Genomic DNA, 13,388 nt, shown 5'->3' with positions numbered 1-13,388 from the left:
ACGTTCGCCGCGCCGCGCTGCGCACCACGCGATCGCGTAGTCGTCAGCGGTCGGATGCCGCCGCCCGGTGCTCGGCGTCGGCGTCGCGTTCGGCGAGCGCGAGGTGCAGTCGGGCGCGCGAGGAGATGCCGAGCTTCCGGAACGCCTTGCGCAGGTGGTAGTCGACCGTGCTCGGGCTGAGGTGCAGGCGCGTGGCGATCGCGGCGTTCGACAGGCCTTCGCTCGCGAGGCGGGCCACCGCGATCTCCTGCTGCGACAGTTCCCCCGACTCCGTCGCGGAGGCCGACGCGCTGCCGAGCGCGGCGATCTCGGCGCTCGTGCGGCGGGCGAACGCGCGGGCCCCCATCTCGGTGAACACCGCGAGCGCGCGGTCGAGGTGCATCCGCGCGTCGCCGCGACGGCGCTGCCGGCGCAACCACTCCCCGTAGAGCAGGTGGGCACGGGCCTGCTCCGCGAGGAGGCCAGTGCGAGCGAGGTGGTCGAGCGCGTCGACGTGGAGGCGCTCGGCCTCCTCGGGCTCGACCGCCAGCAGGGCTGCCGAGCGGGCGTACACGCCGCGCGCCCAGTCCGTGCCCGCGGCATCCGTCGACACGCGCAGGCGTCGCAGGGCGTCCTCGGCCGCCGCGCGGTCGTCGCCGCGCGAGCCGGCTTCGACGGCCTCGACGAGTCCCCACGTCGCGTACACGATCACGAGCGGGTACCGCGCCGCGGCGATCGCGTGCGGCAGCGCCTCGTCGTATCGCATGCCGCCGACGGCATGCAGCGCTCGCGCCCAGTGCACGAGGGGTTGCACCATGCCCTCGCCGCGCTGTCGGCCGTCCTCGAGCGCACGGTCGAGGAGCTCGACGCCGTCGGGTTCGCCCTCCCAGGCGGCGATGGCGCCCCTGCCGTACGCGGCGCGCGGGATGGCGATCGAGTCCCAGATCTCGAGCGCCTCGTCGGCGAGCGCCCGCGCGTGCGCGCCACGCCCCCGGAAGAGCTCGAGGGACACGCCCGTGGTGATGGTCGCGGCGACCGCGGTCAGGGCGCCCGCGGACCGCGCGGTGGCGACGCCCTCGTCGATGAAGTCGGCCCAGCGGCGGTCGTCCCACCCGATGGCGGCGAGGCGGCTCGCGATCCAGAGCCAGCGTGCGCGGAGGCCGGGTTCCTCCGCGGCATCCGAGAACTCGCGCAGGTGCCGACCGAGCGCGGGCAGCGACTCGGTGGGCTCGGCGACGGCGAGGTCGCGCATCACCTCGAGCAGACGGTCGATCGTCCGCTCGCCATCGGCGGCGGCCGGCGGGGCGTCGCGCGTGCGCTCGGCGGTCGAGCGGATGTCGCGGCCGTCCTCGCCGGACGCCGCGAGTGTGGCCGCCGAGAGGGCGTCGAGATAGGCCTCCCGCGCGGCGGCGGGGTCCCGCGCGGCGAGGGTCTCCGCCGCGGAGAGGAACAGGTCGACGGGTCGTTCGCTCCGCTCGAGCGTGAAGAGCAGCCGGCCCCGGACCACGTCGAGACGGGCCCGGTCGGCGGGATCCTCGGCATCCCACCGTGCTTCCCGGAGCATGCGCAGTGCGCGCTGTTGGGCTCCGGCGAGCTCGAGCGCGGTCGCGCCCGCGACGGCGCAGCGCAGCCGGGTCGCGGGCGACTCGGCGACGTGCATGGCCCGCTCGTAGAACGCGGCCGCGGCGAGGAAGCCGCCGCGCGCACCGGCACGACCGGCGGACTGCTCGAGCGCGGACGCGACCGACTCCGACAGCCCGAACGTGCCGAGCGCCTGGTGCCAGGCCCGGCGGTCGGGGTCGCGCTGCCGGTCCGTGGCCTCGGCGAGGGCCGCGTGCGCGTGTCGCAGCTCCTCGGCGGTGGCGCGCCCGTAGGCCGCCGAACGCACGAGCGGATGCTCGAACGTCAGCCGCTGCCCGACGCGCACGAGCCCCACCGCCTCCGCTTCCGCGAGGTCGTCGATCGAGCAGCCGACGACGGTCGCGGCCCGGGCGATCAGCCGGGGATCGCCGGTCGGGTCCGCGGCCGCCAGGAGCAGCACGCGCGCCGCGTGCCCGGGGAGCCGGGCGATCCGCGACGCGAAGGCGCGCTCCAGCCGGTTGACCATCGGCACCGCGACGCCGTCCGAGCCGAGCGGCAGGGGAGCTCCGTGCAGGAGGCTCGCCTTGGTGCCCTCGCGGATCATGAGCGGGTTGCCGCCCGACTCGGCGAGGATCCGCGAGACGACCTCCTCGTCGAGCGGGCCGCCGGCGACGGAGCGCAGCAGCATCCTCGCGTCGGCCTCGTCGAGTCCGCCGACGAAGAGGGCCGGGATGCCGTCGACGCCCTCGACGTCGAGGCCCGCGCGCTTCGCGAAGAGCACCGCCACCGGCATCCGCTCGAGCCGTCGGGCGACGAAGCCCAGCACCTGCACGCTCGACGCGTCGAGCCAGTGCACGTCGTCGACCGCGCACAGCACGGGGCGGTCGCGCGCCGCCTCGGTCAGGAGCCCGAGCACGGCCATGCCGAGGAGGAACGGCCGCGGCGCCGGCAGGTCGGCGTGCCCGAGCGCGACGCGGATCGCCTGCGCCTGTGGTTCAGGGAGCCGGTCGGTGGCATCCGGGATCGCGCTCAGCACCTGCTGCAGCCCGGCGAACGGCAGCTCGCGCTCGGCCTGCACGCCGGTGGCGGTCGCGATGCGGAAGCCCGACGCCGCCGCGACGCCGTGGTCGAGGAGGGCGGTCTTGCCGATGCCGGGGTCGCCCGTGATGACGAGCGCCCCGCCGGCACCGTCGCGGGTGCGGGCCACCAGCGCGTCGAGGGCGGATCGCTCGCGGGCGCGGCCGAGCATGCGCACCACCCCCGGGAGCCTCGTCCGTGCGGCCCGGCCGATGCGATCCGGGCCTTGGGCAGAAGACTACGCATTCCCGGGATTCGCCGACACCCTCGGCTCCCTACCGTTGGCGGTGAGACATCGGCCGTCGGGAACCGGGGAGGAACCATGCCGATCGACACGCTGCCGCTGGTCGCGGCGACCCGCTCCGGAAGCTGAGTCCGCCGTGCATCGCTGGACACCTGACGTGCTCGGGCCGCCGTACGAGCGGCTCGAGCTCGAGCTGGCCCCCGACGCCGAGGGTCCGGTGATCGCGACGCTCGTCCGCCGGGTGCGCGACGAGGTGATCGACGGTCCGGGGCGGTTCGACGTGCTGTACGTGCACGGCTGGTCGGACTACTTCTTCCAGCGGGAGCTCGCCGAATACTGGGTCCGTCGCGGCGGTCGCTTCCACGCCCTCGACCTGCGCAAGTACGGGCGCAGCCTCCGGCCGCACCAGACGCCGGGGTACGTCGACGACCTGTCCGCGTACGACGAGGAGATCGACGCGGCGATCGAGGTGATCCGCACGCGCGCCGTCGAACCGCTCGTGCTCATGGGCCACTCGACCGGCGGCCTGACGCTGAGCCTCTGGACCTCGCGGCATCCGGAGGTCGCGGACGGGCTCGTGCTGAACGCGCCGTGGCTGGAATTCCAGACGCGGGCCGTCGGTCGCGCGCTGCTCGAGCCGGTCGTCCAGGTCGGCGCCGCGGTCCATCCGCACGCGCCGTTCCCCGAGGTCGACCTCGGCTTCTACAGCCGCACCGTCTCCGCCGAGCTCGGCGGCGAGTGGACCTACGAGCGGGAGTGGCGGCCGGAGCACGGGTTCCGCACGAATCGCGGATGGCTCAACGCCGTGCTGCGTGGCCATGCGACCGTGGCCAAGGGCCTCGGCATCCGCATCCCCATCTTTGTGCTGCTCTCCGCGCGCAGCATGCTGCAGCCGATCTGGTCCGAGCAGATGCGGTTCGCCGACACCGCGATCGACGTGGGCGGCGTCGCCCGGCGTGCCGCCGACCTCGGGTTGGACGTCTCGATCCGCCGCATCGAGGGCGCGCTGCACGACGTGACGCTGTCGTCGGCGCCGGTGCGCGCGGCGGTGTGGGAGTCGCTCGACCGGTGGTTGCCCGCGGTGGTGCGCACCGCATCGCCGGCGAGCTCGGGCGTCACGGGCTAGCGGGAGGGGTCGCGCATGGACATCCTGTCGATCGTCTCGACGACGATCCAGGTCACGGTCGCGTTGACGGTGTTCGGCTACGGGCTCTCGGCCCGGCCCGACGACCTGCTGTCGGTGCTGCGCCGTCCCCGCGTCCTGTTCCTCTCGATCGTGGCGATGTTCGTGGTGATGCCGGTCATCGCGCTCGCGGCGCACGTGTACCTCGACTTCCCGCATGCCGCTGAGGTGGCGCTCGTGGTGATCGCGCTGACCCCGATCCCGGCGCTCCTTCCCCGGACCGAGATCGGCTCGGGCGGTCGCGCGACGTACGCCTACGGCCTGGCCTTCGCGGTCGCGCTGCTGTCCCCGGTGCTGATCCCGCTGCTGTCCGACCTCATCGGCCGGCTCATGGACCGCCCGTTCGGCCTGTCGCCGTTCACGATCGCCGGGGCGATGCTCGTGCAGGTGCTGCTGCCGCTGGCACTGGGCTTCGTGGTCGGCCGTCTCTGGCCGGGCGTCGCCGAGCGGTTCGGCAACCGGATGGTCGCCATCGCGAACAGCGTGATGCTCGTCGCCCTGCTGGCCCTGCTCGTGCTGGTCCTCCCGGCCGTGCTCAGCGCGCTGTCGCTCGCGACCCTGCTCGTCATGTTCGGCTTCACGGCCGCGGGCCTCGCCGTCGGGCACGCGCTCGGCGGTCCGGACCGCACCGATGCGGTCGTGCTCGCGATCGCGTGCGCGAACCGGAACCCCGGCCTCGCGATCGGCCTGGCCGCCTCGATCTTCCCCGCCGAGAGCTTCGCGGGCACCGCGATCATCTACGCCCTCGTCTCGAACATCGCCGTGACGCTGTACACCCGCCTGCAACGCCGCCGCGCCGCGGAGACCGGCGAACCGGCGCCCACCTCGGAGGAGCACGCATCACCAGGATCGACACGTGGTTCGCCCGCCTGCCGCGATGGGTCCGCGCCGTCATCGGCGTGGTGTCGATCATCGTCGGCGCCGTCATCCTCACGCGGCCGACGACGTCGCTCGGCGTGCTGGCGATCCTCATCGGCGTCGGATTGATCCTGAGCGGCATCCTCGAGCTCGCGGGCGGCGGCGAACCCGACGATGGCGAACGGATGCCGCGGTGGCGGCTCGTCACGGCGATCCTGTGGATCGCGGCCGGCGTGTTCGTCCTCGTCTTCCCGGGACTCACGGTGAGGACGGTCGCCGCGGTGGTGGCCGTCGCGCTCCTCGTGAACGGCGCACTGTCGCTGCTCGCGGCGTTCCGGCGGGGCGCGACGTGGGATGCCCGGGCGTCCGCGGCGCTGCTCGGCGTCGCCGGCATCGTGTTCGGTCTCCTGGCGCTGCTGTGGCCGGACATCACCCTGCTCGTGGTCGCGGTCGTCTTCGGGGCGCGGCTGATCATCGTGGGGCTGCTGCTCACATGGCACGCCCTCCGCGGCACCGCACCGGAGCGCCGGCCGGCCGCGGAGCCGAGGGGCGTGCGGCGGTGGGCGCGCACCATCGCGGCCGTGGTCGCCGTGCTCCTGGCCGTCGGCGCGGCATCCCTCAGCGCGACCCTGCGGGGCGGGTCGCCCGTCGTCGACGAGTTCTACGCCGCGCCCCGCGACGTGCCGGACGAGCCGGGCCGGCTCGTCCGCGCGGAACCGTTCGAGCGCGGCGTGCCCGACGACGCGGTCGGCTGGCGGATCCTCTACACGACCACCGATCACGCGGGCGACCCCGCGGTCGCGAGCGGGCTCGTCGTGGTGCCCGCCGAGGGCGAGGACTTCCCCGTGATCGACTGGACGCACGGCACCACCGGCTTCGCCGAGCCGTGCGCGCCGTCGCTGGCGGAGGAGCCCTTCGAGTCGGGCGCCCTGTTCCTGCTGCCCGACATCCTCGACAACGGCTGGGCGCTCGTGGCGACCGACTACCTCGGCCTCGGCACGCCGGGACCGCACCCGTACCTCATCGGCCGGCCGAGCGCGCACGCGGCGCTCGACGCCCGGCGCGCGGCATCCGAGCTGGAGGAGGCGAAGCTCGGCGAGCAGACCGTCGTCTGGGGCCACTCGCAGGGCGGCGGCGCCGCGCTCTGGACCGGCGCGCTGGCCGACGCGTACGCGCCCGAGCTCGACCTGGCGGGCGTCGCGGCCCTCGCGCCCGCGTCGAACCTCACCGGCCTCATCGAGAACCTGCCGAACGTCACCGGCGGGTCGATCTTCGAGGCGTTCGTGATCGCCGCGTACACCGGGATCTACCCGGATGTCACGTACCGGGAGTACGTGCGCCCGGGCGCCGAGGTCACCGTGCGGCAGATGGCCGAACGCTGCCTGGCCGAACCGAGCAGCTTCGTGTCGGTTCTCGACGTGCTGGGCCTCTCGCGCGACCCGGACATCAGGGCCGCCGACCCGACCACCGGCCCGTTCGGCGAGCGCCTCGAGGAGAACACGCCGCCGCCCACGATCAGCGCCCCGCTGCTGCTCGGCCAGGGCGCGGCCGACCAGCTCGTGGTGCGGCCCGCGCAGGACGCGTACGTCGAGGACCTCTGCGCGGCCGGCCAGCAGGTCGACTACCGCGTGTACGAGGGCCGCGACCACGTCCCCCTCGTCGAGCCCGACTCGCCGCTCGTGCCCGAGCTGATCGAGTGGACCGCCGCGCGTTTCGCCGGCGATCCGGTCGAGCCGGGCTGCGTCACGTCCGAGCGCTGAGGCCCATCAGCGTCAGCAGTTCCCACGCGGTGTGCGCAGCGGCGAGGCCCGTGATACCGGCGTGGTCGTACGCCGGCGCGACCTCGACCACGTCGCCGCCGACGATGGGCAGGCCCGCGAGACCGCGGAGCACGGCGAACAGTTCGCGCGTGGTGATGCCCGCGACCTCGGGCGTGCCCGTGCCGGGCGCGTGCGACGGGTCGAGCACGTCGATGTCGATCGACACGTAGACCGGGCCGGAGCCGACCCGCCGGCGGACCTGCTCGGCGATCTCCTCCATGGGACGCCGCTGGAACTCGTCGCTGCGGATGAGCTCGAAGCCCGCGCGCCGATCGTCGTCGAACTCGTCCGGCCCGTAGACGCCGCTGCGGATGCCCACGTGCTGGCAGTGCTCGAGATCGAGCAGGCCCTCCTCGGCCGCGCGACGGAAGGGCGAGCCGTGCCAGAGGCTCGCGCCGTGCAGCACGTCCCACGTGTCGAGGTGGGCATCGAAGTGGATGACGGCGAGCGGGCCGTGCGCCGCGGCCGCCGCCCGGAGCAGCGGCAGCGCGACCGTGTGGTCGCCGCCGAGCGCGAGCACCTTCGTGCCCTGCCGCACGAGCCGGGACGCCTCGGCGTGGATGCGCTCGACCGCCTGCGCGAGGTCGTACGGCCCGACCGCGACGTCGCCCGCGTCGACGACCTGCTGGTCGCGGAACGGGTACGTCTCGTGGACCTGGTGGTACGGGTGCAGCTGGCGCGAGTGCTCCCGGATGTGCGCCGGACCGAACCGGGCGCCGGGCCGGAAGCTCGTGCCCGAGTCGAGCGGCATCCCGAGCACCGCCAGGTCGGCGTGCTCCACCTCGTCCGGGCGGGGCAGCAGCGCGAACGTCGCGATGCCCGCGTACCTCGGCACGGCCGGGTCGTCCCGTTGGCCGATGATCTCGCGTTCCTCGTTCACCGCGTCGCCTCCTCGCGTCATCGGATGGCCGGTCCGCCGCATCGCGGGCCGCCCCCGGCATCGTGCCATACCCCGCCCGGGCGATCGGAATCCCGATGGCGGGCATCGCCCGACCGGTTGGTTCCGGATGCCGCCGCCTCCGTACCGTCGAGTCGTCCATCGAGAACGACGCAACCGAGGAGATCCACCGATGACCGAGAAGCGAGTGCTGCTGGTGCTCACGAGCCACGACGACCTGGGCGGCCTCCGCCCGACCGGGTACCACGCCGGCGAGGCGGCCCACCCCTGGGAGGAGTTCGCGACGGCCGGCTTCCGCGTCGACCTCGCCTCGATCGCGGGCGGCGTGCCCCCGCAGGTCGGCCGCGACGAGACGGATGCCGCGCAGAACGCGTTCTTCGCCGACCCGTCGATCGCCGCGCAGCTGGCCGACACCCCGAAGCTCGCCGACGTCGACGCGTCGCGCTACGACGCCGTGCTCTTCGTCGGCGGCCACGGCACCATGTGGGACTTCCCGGACAACCCGGCCGTGAACGCGGTCGGCCGCGCCGTGTACGAGCAGGGCGGCGTCGTCGCCGCGGTGTGCCACGGCCCGTCCGCGCTCGTGGGCATCACGCTCGCCGACGGCACGCCGCTCGTGGCGGGCAAGCGCGTGGCGGTGTTCACGAACGCCGAGGAGGCCGCGGTCGAGCTCACCGACGTGGTGCCGTTCCTCCTCGCCGACGCCCTCGAGGCGAAGGGCGCGACGCACGTGCCCGGTCCGGACTTCACCGAGCAGGTCGTGGTCGACGGGCGGCTCGTCACCGGCCAGAACCCCCAGTCGGCGACGCGCGTCGGCCGCGAGGTCGTGGCGCTCCTGTCGGCCTGACCGGGCGGGTCAGGCGCGCAGCAGCGCGTGCAGTCGCTCGGCCGCGGCATCCGTCGCGGGGTTCGCGCCGGGCCGCGAGCGGCGCCGGGCGAGGTACACGGTGTTCAGCGGCGGGTCGGCCGGGTCGACGGGATCGACCAGCCGGCCCGCCGCCAGGTACGGCTCGGCCAAGTAGGTCGGCAGCACGGTCATCCCGACGCCGTCGGCCGCGAGGCCGGCGAGCACCCGCAGGTCGGGCACGATCGCGACCGCGCGGAGTCCGGCGGGCCGCCGACCGAAGACCGACCGCCAGTAGCGGCGGATGATCGGCAGCTGGTCGCCGTACGCCACGACGGGCACCGAATCGGGGTCGCGGCGGAACGCGTCGAGCAGCGCCGGCGCGACGACGAGCACGAACTGCTCGTCCACGAGCGGCGCGAACTCGATCCCGCGCATGCGCGGCTGCGTCGTGCTCACCACGAGGTCGAGCTCGGATGCCTCGAGGCCGGTCAGGAGCTCGGGCGTCTCGCCGAACCGCACCCGCACGTCCAGGTCCGCGCCCGCCCACTCGCGCAGCCGCGGCAGCACGACCGTGGAGAGGAACTCCGCCGGGCCGCCCAGGAACACCGTGTGCTCGGCCGCGCCGGCACCCGTCGCCTCCGCGACCGCGTCGACCGCGGCGTCCATCGCCCCGCCGATGCGGGCGAGCAGCGCCCGGCCGCGGCTCGTCGGCGTGACGCCGCGCGACGTGCGATCGAAGACGCGGTACCCCAGCTCGCGCTCGAGCGCCTGCAACTGCGCCGAGACCGTCGACTGGGTGAGGCCCAGCTCGTCGGCCCCGCCGGTCACCGAGCCCGCGCGGGCCACGGCGACGAACGCGGCGAGCGCGTCGAGCGACGTCCTCCTCGTGGGCGGCATGTCATGATCCTACGACCGGGCGGGCCGCCTGGCCCGGCTCAGCGCCGCGGCGTCCAGCCGAACGGCAGCGGGCCGTCCACGGCGGCTCGCTCGAGGTCCGCCTGCGCGGACCAGCCCTGCGCGGCATCCGTCGTCTCGAAGCCGCCGCGAGCCACCCGGAAGCCGACGTCCTCGTGGTGCATGCGCGGTGCGCCGCCGCGCCGCGTCGAGGCGCGCACGCTCCACGCGTCGTCGGCGAACCCGCCGCCGCGGAACACCCGGTAGTCGTCGTACCTGGCCGGATCGAGCAGGTCCCAGCACCACTCCCACACGTTGCCGAGCGTGTCGAAGAGGCCGTTGAGGTTCGGCAGCTTGCCGCCGACCTCCTGCGGCGCGCTCACGCCGTCGGCGCTCGTCCACGCGATCTCCGTCAGCGGGCCGTAGTCCGGACCGGTCGAGCCCGCGCGGCACGCGAACTCCCACTCCGCCTCCGTCGGCAGCCGGTACCCGTCGGCCTCGACGTGCCAGGCGACCTCCTCGCCGTCGAACGTGTACGCCGGGTCGAGGCCCTCCCACTGCGATGCGGCGTTGCAGAAGCGGATGGCGCGCAGCCAGCTCACCCCGGTCGCCGGTCGCCGCGGGTGCGAGGCCGTCTCGCCGATCATCTCCGCGAGCTGCTCCTGCGTCACCGGGTAGACGCCGATCTCGAACGGCTCGAGGTCGACGCTCCAGCGCACCTTGCGGCGTGCGTCGTGGAGGGCGACGGTGCCGCCGGCGATGCGGGCCAGCTCGATGTCGGACACCGGGCGGGCCTAGCCGACCGCGGCCGCGTACTCGTTCGCCACGCGGGCGACGGCGTCGACGTAGTCGCCGTCGCGGTTGTAGGAGAAGATCGCTGCACGCCAGCCCTCGAGGCTCCGCATCGACCCGGATGCGCACAGGTACCGCGCGGTGGTCTCGGCCGCGTCGTCGATCTGGTGCGGGTCGGCGACCCCGTCGCCGTCGGCGTCGCTCGCCCACCGGGCCCAGGTCGACGGGATGAACTGCATCGGCCCGACCGCCCGGTCCCAGGTGGTGTCGCCGTCGAGTCGTCCGCCGTCGGTGTCGGTGATCGTGGCGACGCCGTTGCCGTCGAGCGCCCGCCCGATGATCTCGGGCAGCGCCCGGCCGCGGTCGTCGAGGCTCGCCCCGCCATGGCGGCCGTGGTTCGACTCGATCGCGCCGATCGCCGCGATCGTCGCCCAGTCCACGCCGCACTCCGCGTCCTCACGCGCGACCACGCCGTGGGCCTGCGCGTAGGCGGCGAGGGCGCGCTGCGGAATGCCCGTGGCCTCCGCGGTGCGCGCCGTCCAGTCCCGGTCGATGGGCCCGGTCTCCGAACCCGATACGGCGGGCGGGCCGGTGAGGCCGTCGACGGTGCCCTCCGACGGCGCGTCCGCCTCCGCGGCGTCCTCCGGCTCGGCCGTCGCGGCCATGGGCGGCAGTGCGACGCGGGGCACGTGCGCCTGCGTCGACACGGAGCCGGCCGGGTTGCTGCCGAGCCCGAGCACGCCGGGGAGCATGACCGCGGCGACGAGCAGCGCGATCACGCCGACGACGAGCCCGACGTAGCCGGCGGCCCGGCCCGCGATCTGCCATCTGGTCGCGCGGGGGCCGGGATGGCGCTCGCCGAAACCGGCGAAGGAATCGTCATCCCAGGACATCGCTCGGTCGCTCCCGGTTCGGCACGGGTTCCGAGGGTCGGCATCGGTCGCGCCGATCCTCGACGGGATGCGGGGGCACCCCGATGTTTCAGGCTACCCCCGCTCGGCGGGCGGCGCACCGGGTCGCCCGCTGGACGCGGGGGTGGCCGGCGCCGCGCGGGACGGACCCGACCTCAGCTCGGGACGGGCCGGTTCATGGCGTCGGCGATCTTCGGGAAGCGGCGTTCGACGTGGTCGCGGAGCGAGCGGCCGTCGTCGTCCTGACCCTCGAGCCACTCGTGCAGCGCGCCCGTGAAGAGCGCGAAGCCGATCGCGGCGAGGATCTCGGCGTCGTCGCGATCGAATCCGCGCTCGAGCAGCGCGTCGACGACGGCGTGCTGCCAGCGTGCCTGCTTCGCGAGCTCCCGCCCGGTCAGGCCGACATCCTGCTCGATGATGCGCTGCCGCTGCCGCAGCCGCGGGCGGCCGGGCTCCATGCGGTCGGCGAGGGCGCCCAGGGCGGCGCGCATCATCCCGCCGGAGTCGGCGGCGGTGCTGCCTGCGATCGACTCGACGAGGTGGGGCAGCAGCTCGTCGTCGTCGGCGAAGAGCACCTCGTCCTTGTCGCGGAAGTGGCGGAAGAAGGTGCGCGAGGTCGCCCGGGCACGCGTCGCGATCTGCTCGACGGTCGTGCCCGCGTAGCCCTGCTCGACGAACATGCCGAACGCGGCGTCGACGAGTCGCGCTCTGGTGTTCTCGGGCCAGCGGGGCATGCAGCGATCCTACTCTTGTGTCACATTGTGACATCAGCGTATCGTGGAAGTCATGACACAAACTGACATCACTTCCCCGACCGTGTTGCTCACCGGCCCGACGAGCGGCATCGGCGCCGGCATGCTGCGCCACCTCGTGCGTCATCCGTCCCGCCCTCGGCTCGTCCTGCTCGGCCGCGACGCGGTGCGAACGAATGCCGCGACCGCCGTCGCCCGCGACGCCGGCCTCACCGCCCACACCGTGCATACGGACCTCGCCGACCTCGACTCCGTCGCGGCCGCGCTCGAGGACGTGCGCGCCCTCCAGGCGGACGGACAGGTCGGCTCGATCGACGCGGCGGTCCTCAACGCCGGCACGCAGTTCACCGACCGGCGCCGCCGCGGCGCGCAGGGGTGGGAGCTGACGTTCACGGTGAACGTCATCGCGCAGCACCTGCTGCTCCGCGGCATCCGCCCGCTGCTCGCGCCCGACGGCCACGTCGTGCTGCTGGGGTCGTCGACGCATCGCGGCAAGCGCGCCTCGTTCAACCTCGTCCCCGACCCCGTCTGGCAGGCGCCCGCCGACCTCGCCACCGCCGCGCCGCCCGCGACCGGCGAGGAGCGGTTCGCCGACGAGCGCGAACAGGGCGGCATCGCGTACGCGTCGAGCAAGCTCGCCCTCGTGACGCTCTCGAACCCGTGGGCCGCGCAGCTGGCCGCCGACGGCCGGCGACTCAACACCTACGACCCCGGGCTCGTCGCCGGCACGGGACTCGGCCGCGACATGCCCGGCTACATGTACTGGGTGTGGCGGCGGCTCATGCCCGCCATGAGCCTGCTGCCCGGAGCGACGACGCCGAACATCACCGCCCGGCACGCGGTCGAGCTCGCGCTCGGCGACGCGCACCGCGACCTGCACGGCGGGTACGTGGAGATCGGCCGCGTCACGCAGGCGGCGCCGAGCACGCGCATCGGGTCGCGCCAGGACGAGCTGTGGTCATGGCTCGAGCAGGCGACGGCGCCGTTCGTGCCGGCGTGGGCGGGCGACGAGTTGGCGAGGTGATCGCCGTCGGGGCGGGCGCACCGCTCCGCGCGGTCACTGCATCGCGGCCGCCCGCCGCAGCTGCGGATCCTCCGCTTCGGCCCATCGGTCGATGATCCGCCGCGCGCGGTCGGCGTCGACGCCCGACATCCGTTCGACCAAGGCACGCACGACGTCACGAGCGAGCGGGTCGACGAGCTGGTCGACGCGCGCATCGCGGAGGAAGCCCTCGAGCCGGGTCAGGTCGCCCGCGCGGAGCAGGCCGACGTTCGACTGCAGCAGCACGACGGCGGCGAGCCGGCGTTCGTAGACCGGCTCCGACCAGAGCTCCGAGGCGAGCGCGGTGACCTCGTCATGCGTCATCCCCCGATGCCGCCGCAGCGCGTCGCGCACCGTACCCCGCACCGCGCCGACCGAGGCGCCGGTGAACGGCAGGCCGGCGCCGATGCGCCGCGCCGCCTCCTCGGCGCGCTCGTCCGAGCCTTCGGCCTCCAGCGTGCGATCGATGAACTCGGCGGCCGGTGTGGGCATGCGTCGATCCTGCGGCAT

General features: G+C 74.4%; 12 protein-coding genes. 5 read left to right on the top strand and 7 right to left on the bottom strand.

All coding sequences use genetic code 11. The features are described 5' to 3' along the window. Positions 1 to 43: 43 nt before the first annotated feature. Positions 44 to 2,809, bottom strand: a complete 2,766-nt coding sequence (locus RH861_RS04350; RefSeq protein WP_310520282.1) for an ATP-binding protein — start codon at positions 2,807 to 2,809, stop codon at positions 44 to 46. A 208-nt stretch (positions 2,810 to 3,017) separates the two neighbouring features. On the opposite strand from RH861_RS04350, the gene RH861_RS04345 reads away from it, so the two are divergent. Genes RH861_RS04345 through RH861_RS04335 form a run of 3 tightly spaced genes read left to right on the top strand, consistent with a single transcriptional unit; the run spans position 3,018 to position 6,682 of the window. After that, the gene (locus RH861_RS04345) at positions 3,018 to 4,007 is read left to right on the top strand and encodes an alpha/beta hydrolase (RefSeq protein ID WP_310519915.1); all 990 of its coding nucleotides are present in this window, start codon (positions 3,018 to 3,020) and stop codon (positions 4,005 to 4,007) included. Positions 4,008 to 4,022: 15 nt separating this feature from the next. Continuing rightward, positions 4,023 to 5,051 carry a bile acid:sodium symporter family protein gene (locus RH861_RS04340; protein WP_310519914.1) on the top strand — a complete coding sequence of 343 codons (1,029 nt, stop codon included), beginning with the start codon at positions 4,023 to 4,025 and terminating at the stop codon, positions 5,049 to 5,051. Continuing rightward, positions 4,967 to 6,682, top strand: coding sequence for a lipase family protein (locus RH861_RS04335; protein ID WP_310519913.1), 1,716 nt, complete (start codon positions 4,967 to 4,969; stop codon positions 6,680 to 6,682). Before RH861_RS04340 ends, RH861_RS04335 begins: the two co-directional genes overlap by 85 nt. Here RH861_RS04335 and speB read toward each other — a convergent pair. Further along, positions 6,666 to 7,622, bottom strand: coding sequence for an agmatinase (speB, locus tag RH861_RS04330; protein ID WP_310519912.1), 957 nt, complete (start codon positions 7,620 to 7,622; stop codon positions 6,666 to 6,668). The two genes, RH861_RS04335 and speB, sit on opposite strands and share 17 nt — an antisense overlap. Positions 7,623 to 7,812: 190 nt before the next feature. Here speB and RH861_RS04325 point away from each other — a divergent pair, with 190 nt between their 5' ends. Continuing rightward, positions 7,813 to 8,487, top strand: a complete 675-nt coding sequence (locus RH861_RS04325; protein WP_310519911.1) for a type 1 glutamine amidotransferase domain-containing protein — start codon at positions 7,813 to 7,815, stop codon at positions 8,485 to 8,487. Between the two features lie 9 nt (positions 8,488 to 8,496). On the opposite strand, the gene RH861_RS04320 is transcribed toward RH861_RS04325, so the two are convergent. From RH861_RS04320 to RH861_RS04305, 4 genes are all read right to left on the bottom strand, one after another. Continuing rightward, positions 8,497 to 9,384 carry a LysR family transcriptional regulator gene (locus RH861_RS04320; protein ID WP_310519910.1) on the bottom strand — a complete coding sequence of 296 codons (888 nt, stop codon included), beginning with the start codon at positions 9,382 to 9,384 and terminating at the stop codon, positions 8,497 to 8,499. 38 nt (positions 9,385 to 9,422) lie between these two features. Then, on the bottom strand, positions 9,423 to 10,166 hold the full coding sequence (locus RH861_RS04315; RefSeq protein ID WP_310519909.1) for a formylglycine-generating enzyme family protein: 744 nt from the start codon (positions 10,164 to 10,166) through the stop codon (positions 9,423 to 9,425). A 9-nt stretch (positions 10,167 to 10,175) separates the two neighbouring features. After that, complete coding sequence (locus RH861_RS04310; RefSeq protein WP_310519908.1) at positions 10,176 to 11,066, bottom strand: lytic transglycosylase domain-containing protein; 891 nt, start codon at positions 11,064 to 11,066, stop codon at positions 10,176 to 10,178. 173 nt (positions 11,067 to 11,239) lie between these two features. After that, a complete protein-coding gene (locus RH861_RS04305; RefSeq protein WP_310519907.1) occupies positions 11,240 to 11,818 on the bottom strand; it encodes a TetR/AcrR family transcriptional regulator in 579 nt (192 codons plus the stop codon). 52 nt (positions 11,819 to 11,870) lie between these two features. Between RH861_RS04305 and RH861_RS04300 the strand changes: the two genes are divergently transcribed. Further along, the gene (locus RH861_RS04300) at positions 11,871 to 12,860 is read left to right on the top strand and encodes an SDR family NAD(P)-dependent oxidoreductase (protein ID WP_310519906.1); all 990 of its coding nucleotides are present in this window, start codon (positions 11,871 to 11,873) and stop codon (positions 12,858 to 12,860) included. Positions 12,861 to 12,893: 33 nt separating this feature from the next. On the opposite strand, the gene RH861_RS04295 is transcribed toward RH861_RS04300, so the two are convergent. Then, positions 12,894 to 13,370, bottom strand: a complete 477-nt coding sequence (locus RH861_RS04295; RefSeq protein WP_310519905.1) for a DNA alkylation repair protein — start codon at positions 13,368 to 13,370, stop codon at positions 12,894 to 12,896. Positions 13,371 to 13,388 lie beyond the last annotated feature (18 nt).

It is taken from the genome of Agromyces indicus, from assembly GCF_031432295.1.
Lineage (GTDB): Bacteria > Actinomycetota > Actinomycetes > Actinomycetales > Microbacteriaceae > Agromyces > Agromyces indicus.
The sequence above is the reverse complement of the archived record's forward strand: the minus strand, read 5'-3'. Positions and strand labels throughout refer to the sequence as shown.

Bases quoted from the DNA above. Each gene is read 5' to 3' on its own strand.
- RH861_RS04295 (WP_310519905.1), bottom strand. From the start codon at position 13,370: ATGCCCACACCGGCCGCCGAGTTCATCGATCGCACGCTGGAGGCCGAA.
- RH861_RS04340 (WP_310519914.1), top strand. From the start codon at position 4,023: ATGGACATCCTGTCGATCGTCTCGACGACGATCCAGGTCACGGTCGCG.
- RH861_RS04350 (WP_310520282.1), bottom strand. From the start codon at position 2,809: ATGCTCGGCCGCGCCCGCGAGCGATCCGCCCTCGACGCGCTGGTGGCC.
- RH861_RS04310 (WP_310519908.1), bottom strand. From the start codon at position 11,066: ATGTCCTGGGATGACGATTCCTTCGCCGGTTTCGGCGAGCGCCATCCC.
- RH861_RS04325 (WP_310519911.1), top strand. From the start codon at position 7,813: ATGACCGAGAAGCGAGTGCTGCTGGTGCTCACGAGCCACGACGACCTG.
- RH861_RS04305 (WP_310519907.1), bottom strand. From the start codon at position 11,818: ATGCCCCGCTGGCCCGAGAACACCAGAGCGCGACTCGTCGACGCCGCG.
- RH861_RS04320 (WP_310519910.1), bottom strand. From the start codon at position 9,384: ATGCCGCCCACGAGGAGGACGTCGCTCGACGCGCTCGCCGCGTTCGTC.
- RH861_RS04300 (WP_310519906.1), top strand. From the start codon at position 11,871: ATGACACAAACTGACATCACTTCCCCGACCGTGTTGCTCACCGGCCCG.